The sequence below is a fragment of the Streptomyces cupreus genome, from assembly GCF_014257025.1.
Lineage (GTDB): Bacteria > Actinomycetota > Actinomycetes > Streptomycetales > Streptomycetaceae > Streptomyces > Streptomyces cupreus.
The window spans coordinates 21,925-39,734 of sequence record NZ_JACMSF010000029.1; the positions used below are offsets into that span (position 1 = coordinate 21,925).

General features: G+C 69.3%; 16 protein-coding genes and 7 pseudogenes. 12 read left to right on the forward strand and 11 right to left on the reverse strand.

Annotated features, from left to right (window positions below; translation table 11 throughout):
• Positions 1-36: 36 nt before the first annotated feature.
• Together H4N64_RS24795 and H4N64_RS24800 are read right to left on the reverse strand one after the other, a co-directional pair.
• Positions 37-243, reverse strand: coding sequence for a hypothetical protein (locus H4N64_RS24795; RefSeq protein ID WP_186284621.1), 207 nt, complete (start codon positions 241-243; stop codon positions 37-39).
• Positions 244-383: 140 nt separating this feature from the next.
• Complete coding sequence (locus H4N64_RS24800; protein WP_186284622.1) at positions 384-812, reverse strand: STAS domain-containing protein; 429 nt, start codon at positions 810-812, stop codon at positions 384-386.
• Positions 813-1,009: 197 nt separating this feature from the next.
• On the opposite strand from H4N64_RS24800, the pseudogene H4N64_RS24805 reads away from it, so the two are divergent.
• From H4N64_RS24805 to H4N64_RS45485, 4 genes and pseudogenes are all read left to right on the forward strand, one after another.
• Positions 1,010-1,156: pseudogene (locus H4N64_RS24805) on the forward strand (cation:proton antiporter); the annotation flags it as partial.
• Positions 1,147-1,741 (forward strand): annotated as a pseudogene (locus H4N64_RS44495) (aromatic ring-hydroxylating dioxygenase subunit alpha); the annotation flags it as partial. The pseudogenes H4N64_RS24805 and H4N64_RS44495, both read left to right, overlap by 10 nt.
• Before the next feature lie 138 nt (positions 1,742-1,879).
• Positions 1,880-2,465, forward strand: a pseudogene (locus H4N64_RS24815) (B12-binding domain-containing radical SAM protein); the annotation flags it as partial.
• A gap of 207 nt (positions 2,466-2,672) precedes the next feature.
• The gene (locus H4N64_RS45485; RefSeq protein WP_260859954.1) at positions 2,673-2,804 is read left to right on the forward strand and encodes a hypothetical protein; all 132 of its coding nucleotides are present in this window, start codon (positions 2,673-2,675) and stop codon (positions 2,802-2,804) included.
• Between the two features lie 225 nt (positions 2,805-3,029).
• On the opposite strand, the gene H4N64_RS24820 is transcribed toward H4N64_RS45485, so the two are convergent.
• The 6 genes and pseudogenes from H4N64_RS24820 to H4N64_RS24845 form a co-directional block, all read right to left on the reverse strand.
• Positions 3,030-3,671 carry an ester cyclase gene (locus H4N64_RS24820; protein ID WP_186284624.1) on the reverse strand — a complete coding sequence of 214 codons (642 nt, stop codon included), beginning with the start codon at positions 3,669-3,671 and terminating at the stop codon, positions 3,030-3,032.
• 204 nt (positions 3,672-3,875) lie between these two features.
• On the reverse strand, positions 3,876-4,985 hold the full coding sequence (locus tag H4N64_RS24825; protein ID WP_186284625.1) for an SPFH domain-containing protein: 1,110 nt from the start codon (positions 4,983-4,985) through the stop codon (positions 3,876-3,878).
• A 29-nt stretch (positions 4,986-5,014) separates the two neighbouring features.
• Positions 5,015-5,452 carry an NfeD family protein gene (locus H4N64_RS24830; protein WP_186284626.1) on the reverse strand — a complete coding sequence of 146 codons (438 nt, stop codon included), beginning with the start codon at positions 5,450-5,452 and terminating at the stop codon, positions 5,015-5,017.
• A 361-nt stretch (positions 5,453-5,813) separates the two neighbouring features.
• Positions 5,814-6,392 (reverse strand): annotated as a pseudogene (locus H4N64_RS24835) (PucR family transcriptional regulator); the annotation flags it as partial.
• Positions 6,393-6,628: 236 nt separating this feature from the next.
• Positions 6,629-7,110: pseudogene (locus tag H4N64_RS24840) on the reverse strand (alkaline phosphatase PhoX); the annotation flags it as partial.
• 256 nt (positions 7,111-7,366) lie between these two features.
• Positions 7,367-8,576 (reverse strand): annotated as a pseudogene (locus H4N64_RS24845) (S8 family peptidase).
• A gap of 4 nt (positions 8,577-8,580) precedes the next feature.
• Here H4N64_RS24845 and H4N64_RS24850 point away from each other — a divergent pair.
• Entirely contained in the window at positions 8,581-8,745 is a 165-nt protein-coding gene (locus H4N64_RS24850) for a hypothetical protein (protein ID WP_186284628.1), read from the forward strand.
• Between the two features lie 927 nt (positions 8,746-9,672).
• Here the strand turns inward: H4N64_RS24850 and H4N64_RS24855 are convergent.
• The 3 genes from H4N64_RS24855 to H4N64_RS24865 form a co-directional block, all read right to left on the reverse strand.
• Positions 9,673-10,383, reverse strand: coding sequence for a cation efflux transmembrane domain-containing protein (locus H4N64_RS24855; protein WP_186284629.1), 711 nt, complete (start codon positions 10,381-10,383; stop codon positions 9,673-9,675).
• Positions 10,384-10,719: a metalloregulator ArsR/SmtB family transcription factor gene (locus H4N64_RS24860; protein WP_186284630.1), complete on the reverse strand. Its 336-nt coding sequence runs from the start codon at positions 10,717-10,719 to the stop codon at positions 10,384-10,386.
• A 118-nt stretch (positions 10,720-10,837) separates the two neighbouring features.
• The gene (locus tag H4N64_RS24865) at positions 10,838-11,017 is read right to left on the reverse strand and encodes a P-loop NTPase family protein (protein ID WP_186284631.1); all 180 of its coding nucleotides are present in this window, start codon (positions 11,015-11,017) and stop codon (positions 10,838-10,840) included.
• An 88-nt stretch (positions 11,018-11,105) separates the two neighbouring features.
• Between H4N64_RS24865 and H4N64_RS24870 the strand changes: the two genes are divergently transcribed.
• The 7 genes and pseudogenes from H4N64_RS24870 to H4N64_RS24900 form a co-directional block, all read left to right on the forward strand.
• On the forward strand, positions 11,106-12,059 hold the full coding sequence (locus H4N64_RS24870; RefSeq protein ID WP_336246797.1) for a metal ABC transporter substrate-binding protein: 954 nt from the start codon (positions 11,106-11,108) through the stop codon (positions 12,057-12,059).
• Positions 12,056-12,853, forward strand: coding sequence for an ATP-binding cassette domain-containing protein (locus H4N64_RS24875; RefSeq protein ID WP_186284633.1), 798 nt, complete (start codon positions 12,056-12,058; stop codon positions 12,851-12,853). Before H4N64_RS24870 ends, H4N64_RS24875 begins: the two co-directional genes overlap by 4 nt.
• A complete protein-coding gene (locus tag H4N64_RS24880) occupies positions 12,853-13,695 on the forward strand; it encodes a metal ABC transporter permease (protein WP_186284634.1) in 843 nt (280 codons plus the stop codon). The genes H4N64_RS24875 and H4N64_RS24880 overlap by 1 nt, the downstream gene beginning before the upstream one ends.
• Positions 13,692-14,531 carry a metal ABC transporter permease gene (locus tag H4N64_RS24885; protein WP_186284635.1) on the forward strand — a complete coding sequence of 280 codons (840 nt, stop codon included), beginning with the start codon at positions 13,692-13,694 and terminating at the stop codon, positions 14,529-14,531. Before H4N64_RS24880 ends, H4N64_RS24885 begins: the two co-directional genes overlap by 4 nt.
• A gap of 105 nt (positions 14,532-14,636) precedes the next feature.
• Positions 14,637-15,443: a class I SAM-dependent methyltransferase gene (locus tag H4N64_RS24890; RefSeq protein WP_186284636.1), complete on the forward strand. Its 807-nt coding sequence runs from the start codon at positions 14,637-14,639 to the stop codon at positions 15,441-15,443.
• Positions 15,440-15,853, forward strand: a complete 414-nt coding sequence (locus H4N64_RS24895; RefSeq protein ID WP_186284637.1) for a hypothetical protein — start codon at positions 15,440-15,442, stop codon at positions 15,851-15,853. The genes H4N64_RS24890 and H4N64_RS24895 overlap by 4 nt, the downstream gene beginning before the upstream one ends.
• Before the next feature lie 625 nt (positions 15,854-16,478).
• Positions 16,479-17,804, forward strand: a pseudogene (locus H4N64_RS24900) (alanine racemase); the annotation flags it as partial.
• Between the last annotated feature and the right edge of the window lie 6 nt (positions 17,805-17,810).

The window sequence follows — 17,810 nt, forward strand, 5'->3', positions numbered from 1 at the left end:
TTCAGCCTTTCTTGTTCCTCATTGAGGGGGCGAACCTCAGCATCGGCCCCGCCACGGGTAGGCGTAGATGCCCCAGGGGTAGCTGGGGAATCCCCAGCGGTGTTTGACACGCGCTCCGCCGCGAATCGTCAGGCATTGGCCCCGGTTGCGGGCGTTCGTGGCGATGAGCTGGATCGTGCCCAGGATGACCTCGATCGCGACAGTGACGGCCGCGATCGCCGGCGCGGCGGGCAGGAAAACCACCTGCCTGACCGCTCTCCCCTGACTGTGGCCAGAGTTGGGGTCGCTCAGCTGTAGGTACGCGGAAACGGAAAGCAGGGGAACCCGGCGCAGACGAAGGCCAGTACGGGCGGAAGCAGAGCAGGGTGAGGTTGCTGGGCCGGCTACTGATCGCCGCCCCGTGACCCGAGCGACACATCCCCTTCGTACACGTCGAGGACCCTTTCCAGCCCCAGCAGGTTAAGGGTGCCGCGAGGCTGACGGCGTACATGAGTCACCACTACGCGCGTGCCGCGCGCCCGGGCCGTACGCACCGAAGTGAAGAACGCCGCCGCGCCGTCGCTGCTGACGTATGTCACGTCCTCGATGTCGATCTCGAGGATCGCCGGCTGTCTGCTCAGCACTTCCTGCAGGCGCTTCCCGATGTGCCCGGCGTTCTGGGCCGTGACTTCTCCGGAGAGCCGCACGACCACATGATTCGGGGCAGCCCGGGAGTCGCGTCGCAGGCGTAGGAGCCGATGGAGAAGTCGGCTTGCCTGCCTCCACAGCCAGCCGCGTCCGCGGGGCTCCCTGACGTGAGACGGCTCTGGCATCGAGGGCTCCAGGACAGACGGTGGCCGACTGCCGACCAGGCTTCCCGGCGCACCTGACGACCAGCCTAGGTCCCTCCCCGCTCCACTGCCGCCCGGGCGGTCCGTGGCTGAGCCGATCGAGGTTCCTGGGCATCGAAACGGCATGCAGCGCCCTCAATGTTGCCGGAATGCGGCAGCGCACACACCGCTTCCCCTTCGGGGGTTACGAGGCGGTGATCCTCGCGATCGTGCTCATCCGCCCGGCCTCGCTGCCGCTGTCGCTGCTCGGCACCAGCCTCTCCCGCAAGAAGAAGCTGGTGGCGGCCTGGTTCGGCCCCAAGGGCTTCGCCTCCGTGGTCTACGGACCGATGCGCGATCGGTAGAGGCCAGGTACCTGTTCACCCACGCCGGCGGGAAACGGAATCACGGCGCCAGCCTCCTGGCCGCCGAAGGCATCGGCGGCAGGGACTCCGCCGACGTCATGACCATCCGCACCGAATGCCCGTACCAGACACTCGACCTGGTACCGGAGACTGCCGAACGCCCGGCCTTCCGCCTCTGGGCCGCGTACGTGCCCGAGGACGCCGAACAGCGCACCTGTCACGCCTGCGGCCTCCTCATGATCGAAAAGCCCAGGATTCCCGGCGCTCTTCACCTGGCCTGGCCGCTCATCAGGCGCTTCGCAGAACGCGTCTTCGCCGAGGACCGCATGGCCGTCGAAGCCGAGCAACAGGCATGGGAGGAACAGGGCGAGGACCGCAACTATGAGGTTCCCTCTGATCCTGGACGTCCGCGAAGTGTTGCGCTCCAACGGCGTCCCACTGCGCCCCCGGACTGCCGCGTGCGGCCCTGTCCCAGGCGACGGTCCGGCGTCGGCGCCCGGCCGCCACGCCGCAGGACCGGGCATCCCCGCCGGCCCGGAGTCCTCCGCCGAGCTGCCGGGCGGGTGAATGAGGTGACCACCATTCGACGGGCTCCGCCGACTGTGGGCCGTTCGGTGGGCGTGTGGTTCCGGCCCACCCCGCGTGGAACCCCTGTGACAACGGTCGACCGGCCGCTATCCTCGTCCGCCGCCCACCGAGGTGACCATGCGTCTGCTCCTCGTCCACCCCAGCGCCCTGATGTACTCGGAGATCTTCCTGCGTCTGGAGCCGCTCGGCCTGGAGAGGGTGGCCGGCGCGGCCCGCGAGGCGGGCCACGAGGTGAGGATCGTGGACCTGCAGGTGACCGGTACAAGGGAACTGGCCCGTGAGTTCGCCTCCTTCCGCCCCGACACTCTCGGCGTGTCCCTGAACTATCTGGCCAACATCCCAGAAGCGATCGGCCTCGCCCACGCGGCCAAGCGCGCCGCCCCGGACTGCTTCGTCTTCTTCGGCGGGCACAGCGTGTCCTTCGTGGCGGAAGACGTACTCGCACAGGCCGAAGGGGCCGTGGACGCGGTGGTGCGAGGCGAAGGGGAACCAGCCGTGGCCCCCCTGCTGACCGCGGTCCGGGACGGCGGCGTGCAGGATGTGCCGGGGATCGTCACACTCGCCGGGCCCGGCCCCGAACCGCGAATGCTGCACGGCATCGACAGCCCCGTACCGGCGCGCGACCTGACGCGCCACCGGCGCAGGTACTTCATCGGAGAGTTGGATCCCGTGCGCGTCGATCGAGTTCACGCGCGGCTGCCCGTAATGACGGCCGGAGACGGGTGGCTGAGGTCCCGCTGGTTGTGGTGCGAGCGGTTCGTACGCACCGATCGCCTGGTCTTGGTCCGCTGGTCTCGCGGAGGTGCGCGGCGGCTGATGCTGCGTGACGCGGACAGTGGGCATGCCGAGGTTGCCCCTGAGGTGCTGGCGGCCAATCCGGCACTCCGGCGCCTGGTGGACGCAGGGGTACGTGTATCGCTGGAGCAAGGACGGCTGCGGCAACGGTCAGTCGGTGCTGCGTCAGCTCTCCCGAGAGATCGACCACGAGACCGCGCTGGCGATCTTCAAGGTCTCGGGCCTGAGCAGCACCGATCAGTCGTAAGCAGTCGTCGTGCTCACCCCTCATCGGGATCTGGACGTGAACGCGGCTCCATGGCCCCAGACCAACGGCCTGGCACAGGATGCAGTCTCAAGACCCGCGACTGATCCACGCTCCGGGCGAACTCCCGTTCTCATGGGCCCGGATTCCCGGGGTCCACGGGCGTAGATGGCCTTGTACGCCCTACCGGTGGCTGCACACGAGGAGATTGAGGAAGCCTGGGATGGATCAGGCTTCCAGGGCCCCCAGTTGCAGCAGCCCGAGGTCGTCCCAGTTCCACCAGCTCTCGGCGATCTTGCCCCCCCCTGGCAGCGGAACGTGGCGTGACCGGTTCCGGCGACGTCCCGGTTGGTGGGCTCCAACCCCTGGTACGTGCCGGTGTGCCGGCCCTGGAAGGTGACGCCGGTGGGTGAGCTGGTGCCGCCGGCAGGTCACAAGGTCGCCCTCGGCAATCATGCTCTTCACTGTGAGCCGGGGATTAAAGGCGTCCAGGATCTCGCCGTTCTCCCGCTTGGCCTGGGCGAGGTTCTTGGCGTTGATGACCTCGCCGAAGAAACGGCGGACGACGAGCTTGTTGAGCTGTTCGTCCCGTACGACGTCGAGGTCTGTGAAGGTGGGCGTCTCCTCGCAGGCGGCGACAAGTTCCTCGAAGATGCGGTTGGTCTCGGGGAGGTTGGAGTTCTGCATCGCCTCCTCGTACGACGGGAACTCCACGATCTCGACGACATGGGCGGAGTCCGAGCGGTCCCGCCCGACGATCGAGTGCGTGGCGGTCCGCTTGCCCTGGGTCGCCTCGACCCAGCTGTCCATCAGCCGGTTGAGCTGATCGACGTTGCTGGTCTTGCAGTCGATGAGCTGGACGAAGGTCATGAGCCCCTCCCGTACGATGAGCGGCGTATGCCACACAAAAAGGCAATTCAGGGTATACCCGGCCTTTCACTTTGCCCCTTTTGTCACTCTCGCCGCCGTCGACTCGGGAGCCTCGGGCTACCTGATGAAAGACGGCGCGCACGTCCGCTACACCGAGAGTTCGGGAGGCCTCGCGGCCGTCCCTGGCGACAGCCGAGGGTGGGCTCAATGCCCGGACGTCTGGCCCCGGCGCGGTACCTGAGCCGACTTCGCGGCCTCGGCCTCCGCCTTGGCGTCGCTCACCGCGGCGGCGGCCTGCTTCTCGGCCTCGTCAGCAGCCCTGGCGGCGTCAAGCGAAGCCGTCCAGCCCGCATCGAGCTCCGGGGTCCGGCCTTCGTCCGACGTGTCGGCGGCGTCGGCGGCGGCCGCTTCCTCAGGCTGCGCCGCATGGGCAGGACCCACCGTCGACTCCTCGCCGAACGCACGGGTGACCGTCCGGATCGCCTCGGTCAACTCCCCCGGGATCACCCAGAACGTGTTGTTGTCACTGCCCGCCAGGTGCGGGAGCGTCTCAAGGTACTTGTAGGCCAGCACCTTCGCGTCGGCGTTGTTGCGATGGACGGCCTGGAAGACGAGCTCCACCGCCTTGGCCTCGCCGTCCGCCCGCAGGATCATGGCTTGCTGCGTGCCCTGCGCCTCCAGGATGTCCTTCTGCTTCGTGCCCTCCGCTGTGAGGATCTTGGCCTGCCGCTCCCCTTCGGCGTGCAGGATGGCCGCGCGCTTGTCACGCTCGGCCCGCATCTGCTTCTCCATCGCTTCCTTGATGGTGTGCGGTGGATCGATGGCCTTGATCTCGACGCGGTTGACCCGGATGCCCCACTTGCCGGTGGCATCGTCGAGGACGGCGCGGAGCCGGGAGTTGATCTCCTCACGCGAGGTGAGCGTCTCCTCCAGATCCATGCTGCCGATGACGTTGCGCAGCGTGGTCACGGTGAGCTGATCGATCGCCTGCAGGTAGTCAGCGACCTCGTAGGCCGCCGCCCTCGGGTCGGTGATCTGGTAGTAGAGCACGGTGTCAATGTTCACCACGAGGTTGTCCTCGGTGATCACCGGCCTGGGGTCGGACGAATAGACCTGCTCACGCACGTCGAGTTTGGTGTTGATGCGGTCCGCCACCGGCAGAACCAGGTTCAGGCCGGGTTGCAGCGTCCGGCGATATCGGCCGAACCGCTCGATGTTGTAGCGGCGCGCCTGCGGGACGATCCGCACCGTGGAGGCCACGAGGAAGACGACAACAATGGCCGCCACAAGAGTGAGGATGACAACTGGATCCACAGTGCCTCCATTGCAGTGTGTTCAGCCGTTCATGGCAGGAGTTCGCGCGGGTAGACGATGGCCGTGGCGCCTTCGATCTCCATGACGTCCACCAGCGCGCCCACCGGGATCACATGGCTCTCGTCGAGGGCGCGGGCGGACCACTCCTCGCCGGACAGTTTGATCAGGCCCCGGGTCGCGGTGACCTCCCGCACGACCTCGGCCCGCTTGCCAATCAGCGCGTCACTGCCCTCGCGTGTCACGGGCTGCTGTGCCATCTGGCGCATCACGACAGGACGGACGACGACCAGGCCCGCCACGGCTGCCGCGATGAAGGCCACGAGCTGGCCGAGAAGGCCGATACCCACACCCGCCACCACGGCGGCGACCAACGCAGCGCCCGCCAGCAACCCGAAGACCAGTGTCAGGGTGAAGAACTCCGCCACACCCAGTGCCGCGGCGGCGAGCAGCCATACGAACCACGGCATCCAATCGCCCTCCTTACAGAGGCCCTCCCACCAAGCTACCTCGTGGGCCCGGGCAGAACAGACACAGCAGCTGTGAGTGCGAACCCGCTCTCGCGGGGCTGATCCACGCGCGTTCAGCTCCAGATGCGGGCGTCCCTGCCGTCGGCCAGGATGAAAAGGATGACCGCGAGCACGGTCCACCGTCACTGCCAGGGTCCGGCAGTATTCGGGCGCCCGGACTGCACGGGTACCGCAACCCACCACCGCGCCGACTCGCTCGGTCCGTCGACAACCAGGTCCAGCGTGAGCCCTCGTATGAGGGAGTCCAAAGACATCCCGCGGAAGAAGACGACTGTCGAACCTGCAACCGGCACGGTGGGCCCTGAGTCGGCCAGTCGAGCAGGCGGGCGCCGATCACCACTGTCTGCAGGGTGTAGCGGTGTACCGGGTCGGACGGGTCGGCGCCGGTGAGTTTGTGGATGCATTCCAGGCGGTAGGGGAGGACGCGCATGCCCAGCGACAGCCGGGTGGGCGACCTCCGCGGCCACGCAGCCGGAGTCGAAGTATGCGGTGAGGGTGTCCAGGAGTGGCTCGGTTCCGCCGCGGGCCCGTTGCAGCGGGCCGAGGACGCCGGCCACCAGGTCGGCCTTCGCCTGCCGGTCGCGGGCGAGGACGGGATAGACAAGGAGGTCGGCGGCGACGCGCAGCACGGGTTCATCGAGTTTGAAGCGGTCGGTCAGGTCGAGGGTGTTCAGGGCTTCCTCGTACGACTGGACGACTCCGGCCGCGCCCGGCTGGGGGCGGCCGATCGCCACACGACCGCCGTCGGTGGCAGCGTACGCCCGTTTGGCGAAGTACGTCAGGACGTCTGGTCGCCGGGCGCCATGCACGCGAGCCGCCCGTCCCTGGTGGTGAGCAGGATGCTGCGGTCACCGAACCGGCTTATCAACGCGCGCTCCACCCCCGTTATCTTTTTCGCGGTCCTGCAAGAGGGCCGCTGGCCTCCGGGCCCGGCATGGCTGTTCCCCCCTGTCGAACGGATGACCTGGGGGGTGGTGCTACCGGGCCCGAGAGGCGCCGTTGGAGACGCTCCTCCGGCTCGCCCGGCAACGGGTCAACGTGCTGTTCGCGATGCTCCGCGACGGCACCTTCTACGAACCCAGAACCCCACGCCTGGCTTGACGAAAGACATAGAGGCACCCCCCACGGGTCGGTCTCGTAGCGTAGCCGGTGTCGACCTCCTCGCAGGACAGCCAGGTGTTCCTGGGGGTGGAGCCGCCGGCGCAGTTGCGGTTGGTGCCGCCGAGGATCCGGTACGCGCCCGTGATCTGAGCATTGCTGTCGAACTTCACCGCGCTGACTCCGCCGCCACCGCTGCCGACTTCGGCGTTGGAGACGTAGACCCAGCCGGTGCCGTCGGCGAAGCACTCACCGCCGTCGGGGGCGTTGTGCCAGGTGTAGCCGGTGCCGGACACCGTCTGGCCTGAGCGGGCGATCACCCGGCTGGTGAAACCGGCCGGAAGCATGATGCCGTTGGCGTCCGCCGTCTGAAGCTCGCCGTACGGGCTGGGCCCAGGGAGAGCGGGATACGCGACGGCCGCCTGCCGCCACAGGGATCCGGAAAAGGCAGCTGCCCCGACACCGATGACGGCGGCGCGAAGCAGGGTAAGGCGTTCCATTCGGTCTCCTTCGGCTCACGTGGAGATCTGGGTCAATTGCCGTTTCACCTTTGCCGACTGGTCACGTGGAGAATAGGAAGTCCGCACTCGGGACGATAAGAATCCGGAGAATGAACTGTTGTCGGCCACTTGGTTGGTGAAAATCATGCAGAATCGGTTTGGCCGCGATCAATTGAACAGTGGGGAGAGCGAAGGCGAAGAACGGCCGCCCGGCGCGAGCGCCGAGCGGCCGTGATGCTGTGATGCCGTGGGTGTGTCAGAACAGCGAGTAGAGGAGCTTGTTCGGCGAGCCGCTGCCGGCGCTCTGGACGACGCCGCTGGTGGCGCTCGCCGCCAGAGCATCGCTCACCTGCTGCGGGGTGGCCGAGGGATGGCCGGAGAGGTAGAGCGCGGCGACACCCGCGACGTGCGGGGTGGCCATCGAGGTGCCGCTGATGGTGTTGGTCGCGGTGTCGCCGGTGTTCCAGGCGGAGGTGATGCCCACACCGGGGGCGAAGAGATCCAGGCAGGTGCCGTAGTTGGACCAGGACGCCTTTGTGTCGGTCCGGTCCGTCGCTCCGACCGTGATCGCCTCCGGCACCCGGGCCGGGGAGTACCTGCAGGCGTCCTGCGCCCGGCCGGCGATGTTGCCGTTGCCCGCGGCGACCGCGTAGCTGACACCGGACGCGATGGAGTTCTGCACGGCCGCGTCGAGGGAGGAGTTGGCGCCGCCGCCGAGGCTCATGTTGGCCACGGCGGGCTTGACGGCGTTGGCGGTCACCCAATCGATACCGGCGATCACCCCGGAGATGGTCCCGGAGCCCTCACAGTTGAGGACGCGTACGCCGACGACCGAAGCGGCCTTGGCCACGCCGTATGTCGATCCTGCGGCGGTTCCGGCGACATGGGTGCCATGGCCGTTGCAGTCGTTGCCGTTCTGGCCGTCCCCGACGGTGTCGGTGCCGACGCTGGCGCGTCCGCCGAACTCGCTGTGCGTGGTCCGTATTCCGGTATCGATGACGTACACATGGACGTTGGAGGCTGTGGTGTTGTACGTGTACGTCCCGTCCAGCGGCAGTTGGCGCTGGTCGACGCGGTCCAGTCCCCAAGTCGGGTTTGACTGGGTGGCGTTGACGTGCACCTCTGCGTCCTGCTCGACATAGGCGACGCGGGGGTCGGCGGCGAGCCGGTGGGCCTGGGCGGCGGTCATCTTCACCGCGAAACCGCGTACCGAGGAGCGGTACACGTGGGTGAGATCGCCGTCGTACGTGTCGGCGAGGTCTTCCGAGGCCGCTCGGACGGACGCCTTGGGGGTCTCCTTGAGGACGGCGATCCAGCTGTCGGATATCGCGGTCGTGGGCGGTGCTGTGCGGATGGCGGGGTGATCCGCACGATCCGCACTGTGTGCGGGGGAAGGCCGCGAGGAGTCCTGCTGCGAGCGCGGCGGCCGGGATGAGCGCGCGAAGTCTCCGCGTGGAGACTCTCATGGTGATGAACCAGACCTTTCGTTGTCCGGGTTACGGGCAATTCGGGTCGTACGGGGTGCTGCCGCTCGGGGTCGCCGAGCGGCTCCTGGCGACGGGTGGTCAGGCCGTACCCAGGGACGTACAAGCCGCCAACTACGGCTTATGGGCCGTGATTTCGGCGGCACTGTGAGCCGCCGAAACTCTCCCACGAGCGATCAAGCGCCACAAGAGCTTGACTGGACTCTGTCATGCCCGCAGCTCGGGCGGATACACCCGGTGAAGGGTTGGTGAGGTGGGGTCAGGTCGGTTGTCACGACAGGCGCTTGCGCGAAGGTGAGGAAATCCGATGCGCCAAGGATGTTCTGGGGGACCGGAGACCAGGAACCTCCAGTAGCTCGGGCACCGGCACCATCATCGGAGGCTACGCACGGCCCTCCATGCTCGGCTCCGCCCGTTCCCCTTCCGCGGCGCGGAGTTCGCCAGCCAGGCACTCTCCGGATCGGAGCCGCGTGGCTCGAGCGAGGTCGCGTTTCAGATCGTCCAGGGCGCGGCGGGCCGCGGCGATGCGCCGGAGCAGCAGTTGCTCGTTTTCGGGGCGGTGGTCCGGCGCCGCACTTCTGTCGCTTCCCCCCAACCCGCCTCCCGTGCCTCGTCAAAGGTAGGTGAGGACGACGCCGATGAGGATGTTGGCGAGGACGAAATGCGCCACAGGTCTGGGCAGTTCGCCTTCCCCGAAGCTGTGGACTCCTTCAGGGTCCAGCCGTCGGTGAGGGCCTCGCCCAAGTGGTGGGGAAGAAGCGCACGGCGAAGCCGCCGTGCTCGAAGTCGTCCCCGTGAGCGTTACCAGCGCCGTGGCGCCCATCGCTGGTGTGGCGGATGGCGTGGACGAACATCCCGCCTGGCCGCAGCACGCTGTCGGACCTCGTCGAGGGCTGCGTGATTCTCCTTGTCGGTGAAGGGGTCGCCTCCGCAGGCGATTAGGCGCATCGCGAAGGTCTCGATGGGCAGGCCCGCCTGGTCGAGCACCCGGCGACCCGGTCAGCGGCAGGCTAGGCATTCGGACAGTCGGTCGACCAGCAGCTCCAGCATCACGCGTTGCAGGTGTCGACCGCGTTGGTCAGCTACAGCAGTCGCCTCCGGGGCGGCAGCCGCACACGCCTGCGTCGGCACCGGCAGGCGCCACCACGTGGGCCGGGGTGGTACAGCACCCCTTGCCCTGCCAGGCGTCGCGGCCCTCCTTGACCGCGATGGCAGCAATCACCAGAGCGGCAGCCGGATCGGCCCACGACCACCCCAGGGTGGCGTTGAGGACCAGGCCGACCAGCAGCGCCGCGGACAGGTACGTGCACAGCAGGGTCTGTTTGGAGTCGGCGACGGCCGAGGCAGATCCGATCTCACGCCCGGCGCGGCGCTGGGCGGCGGACAGGAACGGCATGACCAGCAGGGAGAGGGCGGCCAGCGCAATGCCGATGACCGAGCGCTCGGCCTGACCAGTGCCGACGAGCGCGCGGACGGACTCGATGGCGACGTAGATGGCGAGGGCGAAGAAGGAGACGGCGATGATCCGCAGTGTGTGCTGCTCGCGGGCTTCCCGGACGGCGTGGTCGGCCGCGGAGAACTGCCAGAAGACCGCCGCGGCGGAGGACACCTCGATCATGGAGTCGAGGCCGAAGCCGATCAGCGCGGTGGAGGAGGCGAGGGTTCCCGCCGTGATCGCGACGATCGCCTCGATGACGTTGTAGGTGATCGTCGCGGCGACCAGCAGGCGTATGCGGCGGGTCAGCGCATCCCGGCGGGCCCGGCTGGGGGCGGGGGACAGCGCGGCCACTCAGCAGCACTCCTTCTCGTCCGCGTCCGGGCAGGTGCGGTCCGCCTCGACGGCGACGACCGCCGTGCGGAGGTCGTCCAGGGCGTGCCCGAGACGTTCGTCGGCGAGTTCGTAGCGGGTGCGCCGTCCGTCGGGGGCGGTGACGACGAGGCCGCAGTCCCGCAGGCACGCGAGGTGGTTGGACAGCCGGGTGCGGGAGATGCCCAGCACATCGGCGAGGTCGGCGGGGTAGGCCGGAGCCTCGCGCAGGGCGATCAGGATGCGGCAGCGGATCGGATCGGCCAGGGCGCGTCCGAACCGAGCGAGTACTTCGATGTCGGCAACGAGAGTCAGCACGGCTCAACGATACAAGGAATCCTGAATTCAGGAATTCTTGGACTGTCTCGCCTGCTTCAGTGACGAGACGACCGGCAGCACATCGACACAGAAGCATGAACACCCCTCCCCCGCCTCCTCACCCCGCAGGCTCATGGACGTCTGCGATGGCCACATCCGGCACCAGGGCCGGCATATCGGCCAGAGCGCGGGCGATCGAGACCCGCCGCGCCCAACCGGACGACGGATACGCATCCTCGCCGACGAGCGACTCGCGGCCACGGGGAAGTCGCTCGGCGCACTGGTGGATCTGCGCCACCTCCACAGTTGACCGGCACCCCATCCATGCTGGATGCTAAATGAAAATGATTTCCACGTTCGTTAGTCCGATCGGTCAGAGGAGTACCGTGCACCACCCCCAGCGCCTAACCGCGGCCGCCGCTCTCGCAGCGGTCGTCGCCACCTCGCTCACCGCCTGCGGCACCAGTGCCGACGCCGACAGCGGCGACGCCCAGGGCGGCGGCACGGTCAAGGTCGTGGCCACCACGACCCAGGTCGCCGACTTCGTCCGCAACATCGGCGGGGACCGGGTGACGGTCACCCAGCTGGTCAAGCCCAATGCCTCGCCCCACGAGTACGAGCCGACCCCGGCCGCGCTGCAGGCGATCGGCGAGGCCGCGCTGCTGGTGAAGAACGGCGTGGGCCTGGAGGACGAGTGGCTGCCCAGGACCATTGAGGCGTCCGGCTTCGACGGTGAACCCGTCGACACCAGCACGGGCATCACCCTGCGTCAGGGCGAGGACCACGAAACCGGCGAGACCGCCGATGACCCGCACATCTGGCACAATCCGCTCTACGTCAAGATCATGAGCGAGACCATCGAGAAGGCTCTGATCAGGGCCGACCCGTCACACAAGGCGGACTACCAGGACAACTTCACGGCGTACGCGGCCAAGCTGGACGCCCTCGACAAGGGCATCGCGGGGCAGATCAACTCCCTGCCCGCCGACGACCGCAAGCTCGTCACCAACCACGACGCCTTCGGCTACTACATCGACCGCTACCACCTCACGTATGTCGGTTCGGTCATCCCCGACTTCAGCGACCAGGCCGAACTGTCGGGCAGTCAGCTGGACAGCCTGGTGGAGAGGATCAAGAAGCAGAAGGTGAAGGCCGTCTTCGGCGAGACCTCGCTGCCCCCGAAGACCGCCCAGGCCATCGGCCGCCAGTCCGGGGTGAAGGTGGTCGCGGGCGACGGCTCGCTGTACGGCGATTCGCTCGGCCCGAAGGGGTCGGCGGGCGACACCTACCTCAAGAGCATGGAGTTCAACACCACGACGATCGTGGACGCCCTGAAGTGACCCCCACCGCCGCCCTCGTACCCCAGCAGCGCGCCGAGGACGGTCCGCCACCGGCGATCGTCTTCCACCACGCCACCCTGGCCTATGGCTCCGCGACCGTACTGCGCGATGTGCACGGCACGGTGCCCGCGGGCCAGGCCACCGCCCTCGTCGGGCCCAACGGCGCGGGCAAGTCCACCCTCATCAAGGCCGCGCTCGGCCTGGTCACGGTCGCCGCCGGCTCCGTCACCGTGCGCGGGCAGCGCCCGGCCGCCGCCCGCTCCCGCACCGCCTACGTCCCGCAGGCAGACACCCTCGACCCCGAATTCCCCGTCACCGTCGGCCAAGTGGTGCTCATGGGCCGCTACCGGGCGGCGGGCTGGCTGCGCCGCCCCGGGAAACGCGACCGGGCCATCGCCGCCGACGCCCTGGACCTGGTGGGGCTCGCCGACCGGGCCCGGGACCGCTTCGGCACCCTCTCCGGCGGCCAGCGCCAGCGGGTCCTGCTGGCCCGCGCCATCGCCCAGCAGGCCGACGTACTCCTCCTCGACGAGCCGTTCAACGGCGTGGACGCCGTCAGCCGCGACGCGCTGCTCGGCGCGCTGCGCGAACTGCTGGCGGGCGGCGCCGCGGTCCTCGTCTCCACCCACGACCTGTCGGTCGCGCACGCCCTCTGCCGGCAGGTCTGTCTGCTCAACGGGCGGCAGTACGCGTTCGGCCCGCCGGAGCGGACGCTGACCGCCGACAATCTCCGCTGCTGTTACGGCGCGCACGTGCTCGAAGTCGACGGCAGCACCTTCGTGGCGGGGATGTGATGGGCTCTCCGCTCACCGACCCCTTCCAGGTGCCGTACATGGCCCGTGCCCTCGTGGAGTTGCTGATCCTGGGCGTACTGGGTGGCGCGGTCGGCGTCTTCGTCCTCGTACGCCGTCTCGCGTACGTCGCCGACGCGCTCACGCACACTGTCTTCCCCGGTGTCGTGGTGGGCTTCGCCGCCGGGGCCGCGGACGGGGTCTTCTGGGGTGCCCTGGTCGCCGGGCTGCTCACCGCCGTCCTGCTGACGCTGCTCACCCGCGCGCCCCGCATCAGCGAGGACTCGGCGCTGACCGTCATCCTCACCGCGTTCTTCGGACTCGGCGTCGTCCTGGTCTCCCGCCAGCACGACTACCGGCATGACCTCAATGCCTTCCTCTTCGGACAGGTGCTCACCGTCACCCGCGCAGAAATCGTGCAGAGCGCGGTGCTCGCCGCAGGCTGCCTGGCCGCACTGGCGCTCCTCGGGCGGCACTTCGCCCTGCGGGCCTTCGACCCGGACGGGGCCCGCGCCCTGGGCTACCGAACCTGGCTGCTCGACCTCGCGCTGAACGTCCTGATCGCCCTGGTCGTAGTGGCCGCGGTCCGCGCGGTGGGCACCGTCCTGGTGATCGCGCTGATGATCGTGCCCGCCGCCTTCGGCCGGCTGCTCTCCCACCGCATCCCGGTCATCGCCGCAATCGGCGGGGCCTTCGGCGCGCTGTGCGGCTGGGCCGGCCTGGCGGCCAGCTACCAGGCGTCGGTCCGCCACGGCATACAACTGGCCGCCGGACCAGCGGTCGTCCTGCTGATGACGGCCGCGTACGCCCTGCTGCTCGCCGCGCGGAAGGCGGTACGGGCATGAGCTGGCTCGACTCCTACACCCACCGCGCGCTGCTGGAGGCCGCACTGGTCGGCGCCGTGTGCGGCGCGATCGGCGTCCATGTCGTCCTGCGCCGCATGGGTTTCTTCACGATGGCCATGACCCACGCCACCTTCCCCGGCGTCGTCCTCGCCGCCGTGGCCGGCATCGACATCTACCTCGGCGGCGCCGCCATGGGCGTGCTGGTCTGCCTGTGCGTTCTTGCCGTCTCCCGCCGCCGCGACCAGGGCGCCACCACCGCGACCGGCATAGTGCTGACCGCCGGCTTCGCCCTCGGCGTCGCCCTGCTGTCCGCCTCCGACGGCTTCAGCCGCGACCTCGAAGCCTTCATGACCGGCTCCATCGTCACCGTCACCGGGCACGACCTCGCCGTGACGGCCGGTGTGGGCGCGCTGGTGCTGCTGGTACTCGCCGCCCTCCACAAAGAGCTTGTCTACGGCTCCTTCGACCCCGACGGCCAGCGCGCCGCCGGATACCCCGTGGCCGCCCTCGACCTCCTCCTACTGGTCCTCATCGAGGCCGTCATCGTCGTCACCGCACCCGCCATCGGCGTCATGCTCGCCATGGCCCTCATCGTCGGCCCCGCCGCCACCGCCCGCCTGTGGACCGACCGCATCGGCACCACCCTGCCGCTGTCCATGGCCATCGGCACCGGCTCCTGCGCCCTCGGACTCGCCCTGTCCACCCACTGGGACCTCGCCGCCGGCGGCACCATCAGCCTCGTCGTCGCCGCCGTCTTCCTCGTCTCTCTGGCCCTGTCCCCGCACAGCAGCCCGCTCAGGCCGCCCTCACCGCGCCGTGCCGCGTCGACTGGCTGAGAACATCGGCCTCTACGCAACCACCACCACGGGTGTTCAACGGGAGCGCCCCGCAAGTACGTTGACGACAACGAAAACCGTTTCATCCGTTGTTAGGAGGTTCCGATGGCCGCTCAGCAGGCCACGATCGGAGAGGTGTTCAGCGCGGGTGCCGAGGAGTTCGACAGCTGGTCACCCCTGCTGTGGGACCCGGTTGGGCAGGCCACGGTGGACGTGTCGGCTCCTGCCGTCGGCGAGCGGGTGTTCGACGCCTGCTGCGGGGCCGGCGCATCGGCGCTCCCCGCGGCCCGCGCTGTCGGCCCCGGCGGACTGGTCGACGCGGTGGACCTCTCCGGGGCCCTCGTGGCGCTCGGCGAGCGGCGGGCGCGGCAGGAGGGCCTGGCGAGCCTGCGGTTCCACCAGCACGACGTGACGGCGTGGACGGCGCCCGAGGGCGGCTACGACCTGGTGCAGTGCGCGCTGGGTGTGTTCTTCTTCCCGGACATGGACCGCGATACCGCCAAGCTTGCCGGTCTGCTGCGGCCGGGTGGGCGGCTGGCGGTGACCGTATGGGAAAAGGGGGCGCTCGGCGGTTGGGGGCGGGCGTTCAAGGGCGCGATCGAGACGGAGCGGGAATGGCCGGGGTCGGCGCAATCGGACCAACTGGCCCGGATCGACACCGCCGACGCCCTCGCTGCCTGGCTGGAGGCCCTCGGGCTGAGCGACCCCCGGGTCATACGCCGGGATCTCGCCGTGCCGCTGACCCCGGCGACCGCCTGGGACCTGGCCGTGGGCAGCGGCACCCGCGCCCTGCTCAACGGGCTCGCGCCCGACGCCGTGGAACGCGTCCGCGCCCACTTCACCGCCACGTTGGAAGCGGACGCGGTGACGGACTTGGACGTCCGGGTCCTGACCGGGACGGCCGTGGCATGACCCCGAGGCCGCATTCCACCGCCGCACGGCAGGCCGCCGAGGGCTTCACGGCCGCGGTCTGCCGGGCCGAGGGCGGCTGCGGCGCGGCGGACGGCCGCGTCCTCGAAGCACTGCGCGACGTGACCCGGCAGGTGCCGTTCGGGCTGCTCGTCGCCACCGGCTGCCTGGGCCGGCACCTGCATTGCCCCCACCACGAGGGCAACCAGGTGCCACGCGCGGGCCACCGCGTGGTGGTCCAGCCTTGCACCCGGGACCGTACGCCGCTCGGACCCGCGCTGGCCTTCGGCCCGCTCACGGATCCCACGCAGGCTGAAGCCCTGGCCGCCTGGCTGGCGGAGGGCCTGCACCAAGGGCGCCGCCCTCCGCGCCGCCTGCTGGCTGTACGTCCGTCGCGGCCCCCGGAGTCGTAACGGCAGCGGGCACCGTCGTCGCACCCAGGGACACCACGAACTGCGCCCAGCATGCCGGGCGCCCCAGCGAGCCGCCGTCCTCGCAGGCCCTCCCCACCACAACCACCACGACCGCAGGCTCAGCGGTCGGCGCATCCCGCGTCCCAGCTGCTCGGCGTGGCCCCCTGGGATGCCGACGGTCGACCGTGGCTTCAAGTGTGTCCCGAGGCCGGGAGTGCCCGGCTCCTGCCCTGCGCACCGGCTGCACCGGCTCTTCGCCGACGGGCGCCTCTCGGCCGCTGCAATGGCTCTGCGGTAGATCTCGACCGCCGCACCCGAGCAGGTCGCCGAGCGGCGACGGGCGGCTCCGCCGCTCGGTTCGCCGGCATCCCCAGACGCTGGACCTGCCCGGCCAGCCGCCCATGCCGCATCTCCGCGACCGGCAACTCTCGCCGAACGCCCGTATGAGGACGCCGCCGAGAACCACAGTGTGCCCTCGGCGTTACCCCTGCCATTGCGGTACGACACCGGCGCCCCGGGGCGTAAGTGGGTGCACGTGAGGGAAAGGTGCTATACGGCGAACCGCGGGAGGAAGTGTCGTCCGCGCTCGGCATGCCGGGACCTGGGCGCTCGGGGAGGGACACGCATGGGCAGACCCTTGTACCTGGAACCTCGGCTTGGTCCCCGGTTGCAGGCCCTGCTCCACTCCCCCGGATTCCTGCACATGCTCACCGACGCACTGGGATCACCGCTCAACGTGCTCGTGCCCGACCGGATCGCCGAGAACCTGGACCGGTTCCGGTCCGTGTACCGCAGACACCACCTGTCCGGGCAGGTCTTCTTCGCCCACAAGACCAGCCGGTCCAGCGCCCTGCTGCGGCGGCTCGCCGCGACGGACGCGGGAGTTGACGTCGCGTCGCTGGGCGAACTGCAGCACGCTCTCGGCGCCGGTTTCGTGTCCGACCGGATCGTGGCCACCGGGCCCAAAAACCCGGAGTTCCTGTGGCTGGCCGCCCGCACCGGGGTGACCGTCGGCGTCGACTCGCTCGGCGAGCTGGATCAACTCGCCGCTCTCGTCGGCAAACACGCGCTCCCCCGGGCCCGCGTCCTGCTGCGGTTGTCGGCATTCGAGGCGGTCGGCGTGCGGGTGCTGAGCCGACGCAGTCGCTTCGGCTCGCCCATACGCGAACTCCACACACTGCTGGAGACGGTCGAACGGCACAGTGACACGGTCGAACTGACCGGCGTGGCCTACCACTTGGACACCACCAGCCTGACCGAGAAGGCAATGGCCCTGGAGTGCTGTCTCACCGTTCTGGAAGAGTGCCGCAGCCGGGGGCTGCGTCCGCGAGCCGTGGACATCGGCGGCGGATTCGGCGTCAATTACCTCGCCGACCAGGAGCAGTGGGAGCACTACACAACGCAGCTGACGGAAGCCGTGCTGGGCAGGCGCCCGCCCCTGACCTGGCAGGGCCACGGTTACGGGCTGCGCAGCGAGGCCGGCACGCTGCCGGGAACGCTGGGGCTGTACCCGGCGCACCGGCCGGTCGCCGGTGAGCGGTATCTGGACGAACTGCTGGCGCAACCCGCCGCATCGCTGGGTGGCCGCCCGCTGGCCGCACTGCTGCTGGAGCACCTGTACGACCTGCACATCGAACCGGGGCGGGCCTTGGTGGACCAGTGCGGGATCACGCTGGCGAAGGTGCTGGAGGTACGTGACTCCGGCGCGGGGGGTGATCTGCTGGTACGGCTGGCGATGAAGGCCGACGACATGGCCCTTGAAGAACACGGCGTGCTGATGGACCCCGTCGTCATCCCCAAGGACGGCACCGGAGTCCCCGCCGACGCGGAACCCGTGGGTGTTCATCTCTTCGGCACCCTCTGCCTGGAGACCGACATGATCACCCGCAGGACGGTCTTCCTCCCGCGTAGGCCCGAGCCGGGCGATCTGGTGGCCTTCGCGAACACCGCCGACCGG

What these genes read in the sequence shown, in the direction of transcription:
- H4N64_RS24890 (WP_186284636.1), top strand. Translation starts at nt 14,637, where the DNA reads ATGGCCGCTCAGCAGGCCACGATCGGAGAGGTGTTCAGCGCGGGTGCC.
- H4N64_RS24895 (WP_186284637.1), top strand. Translation starts at nt 15,440, where the DNA reads ATGACCCCGAGGCCGCATTCCACCGCCGCACGGCAGGCCGCCGAGGGC.
- H4N64_RS24885 (WP_186284635.1), top strand. Translation starts at nt 13,692, where the DNA reads ATGAGCTGGCTCGACTCCTACACCCACCGCGCGCTGCTGGAGGCCGCA.
- H4N64_RS24830 (WP_186284626.1), bottom strand. Translation starts at nt 5,452, where the DNA reads ATGCCGTGGTTCGTATGGCTGCTCGCCGCCGCGGCACTGGGTGTGGCG.
- H4N64_RS24800 (WP_186284622.1), bottom strand. Translation starts at nt 812, where the DNA reads ATGCCAGAGCCGTCTCACGTCAGGGAGCCCCGCGGACGCGGCTGGCTG.
- H4N64_RS24820 (WP_186284624.1), bottom strand. Translation starts at nt 3,671, where the DNA reads ATGACCTTCGTCCAGCTCATCGACTGCAAGACCAGCAACGTCGATCAG.
- H4N64_RS24880 (WP_186284634.1), top strand. Translation starts at nt 12,853, where the DNA reads ATGGGCTCTCCGCTCACCGACCCCTTCCAGGTGCCGTACATGGCCCGT.
- H4N64_RS24850 (WP_186284628.1), top strand. Translation starts at nt 8,581, where the DNA reads ATGAACCAGACCTTTCGTTGTCCGGGTTACGGGCAATTCGGGTCGTAC.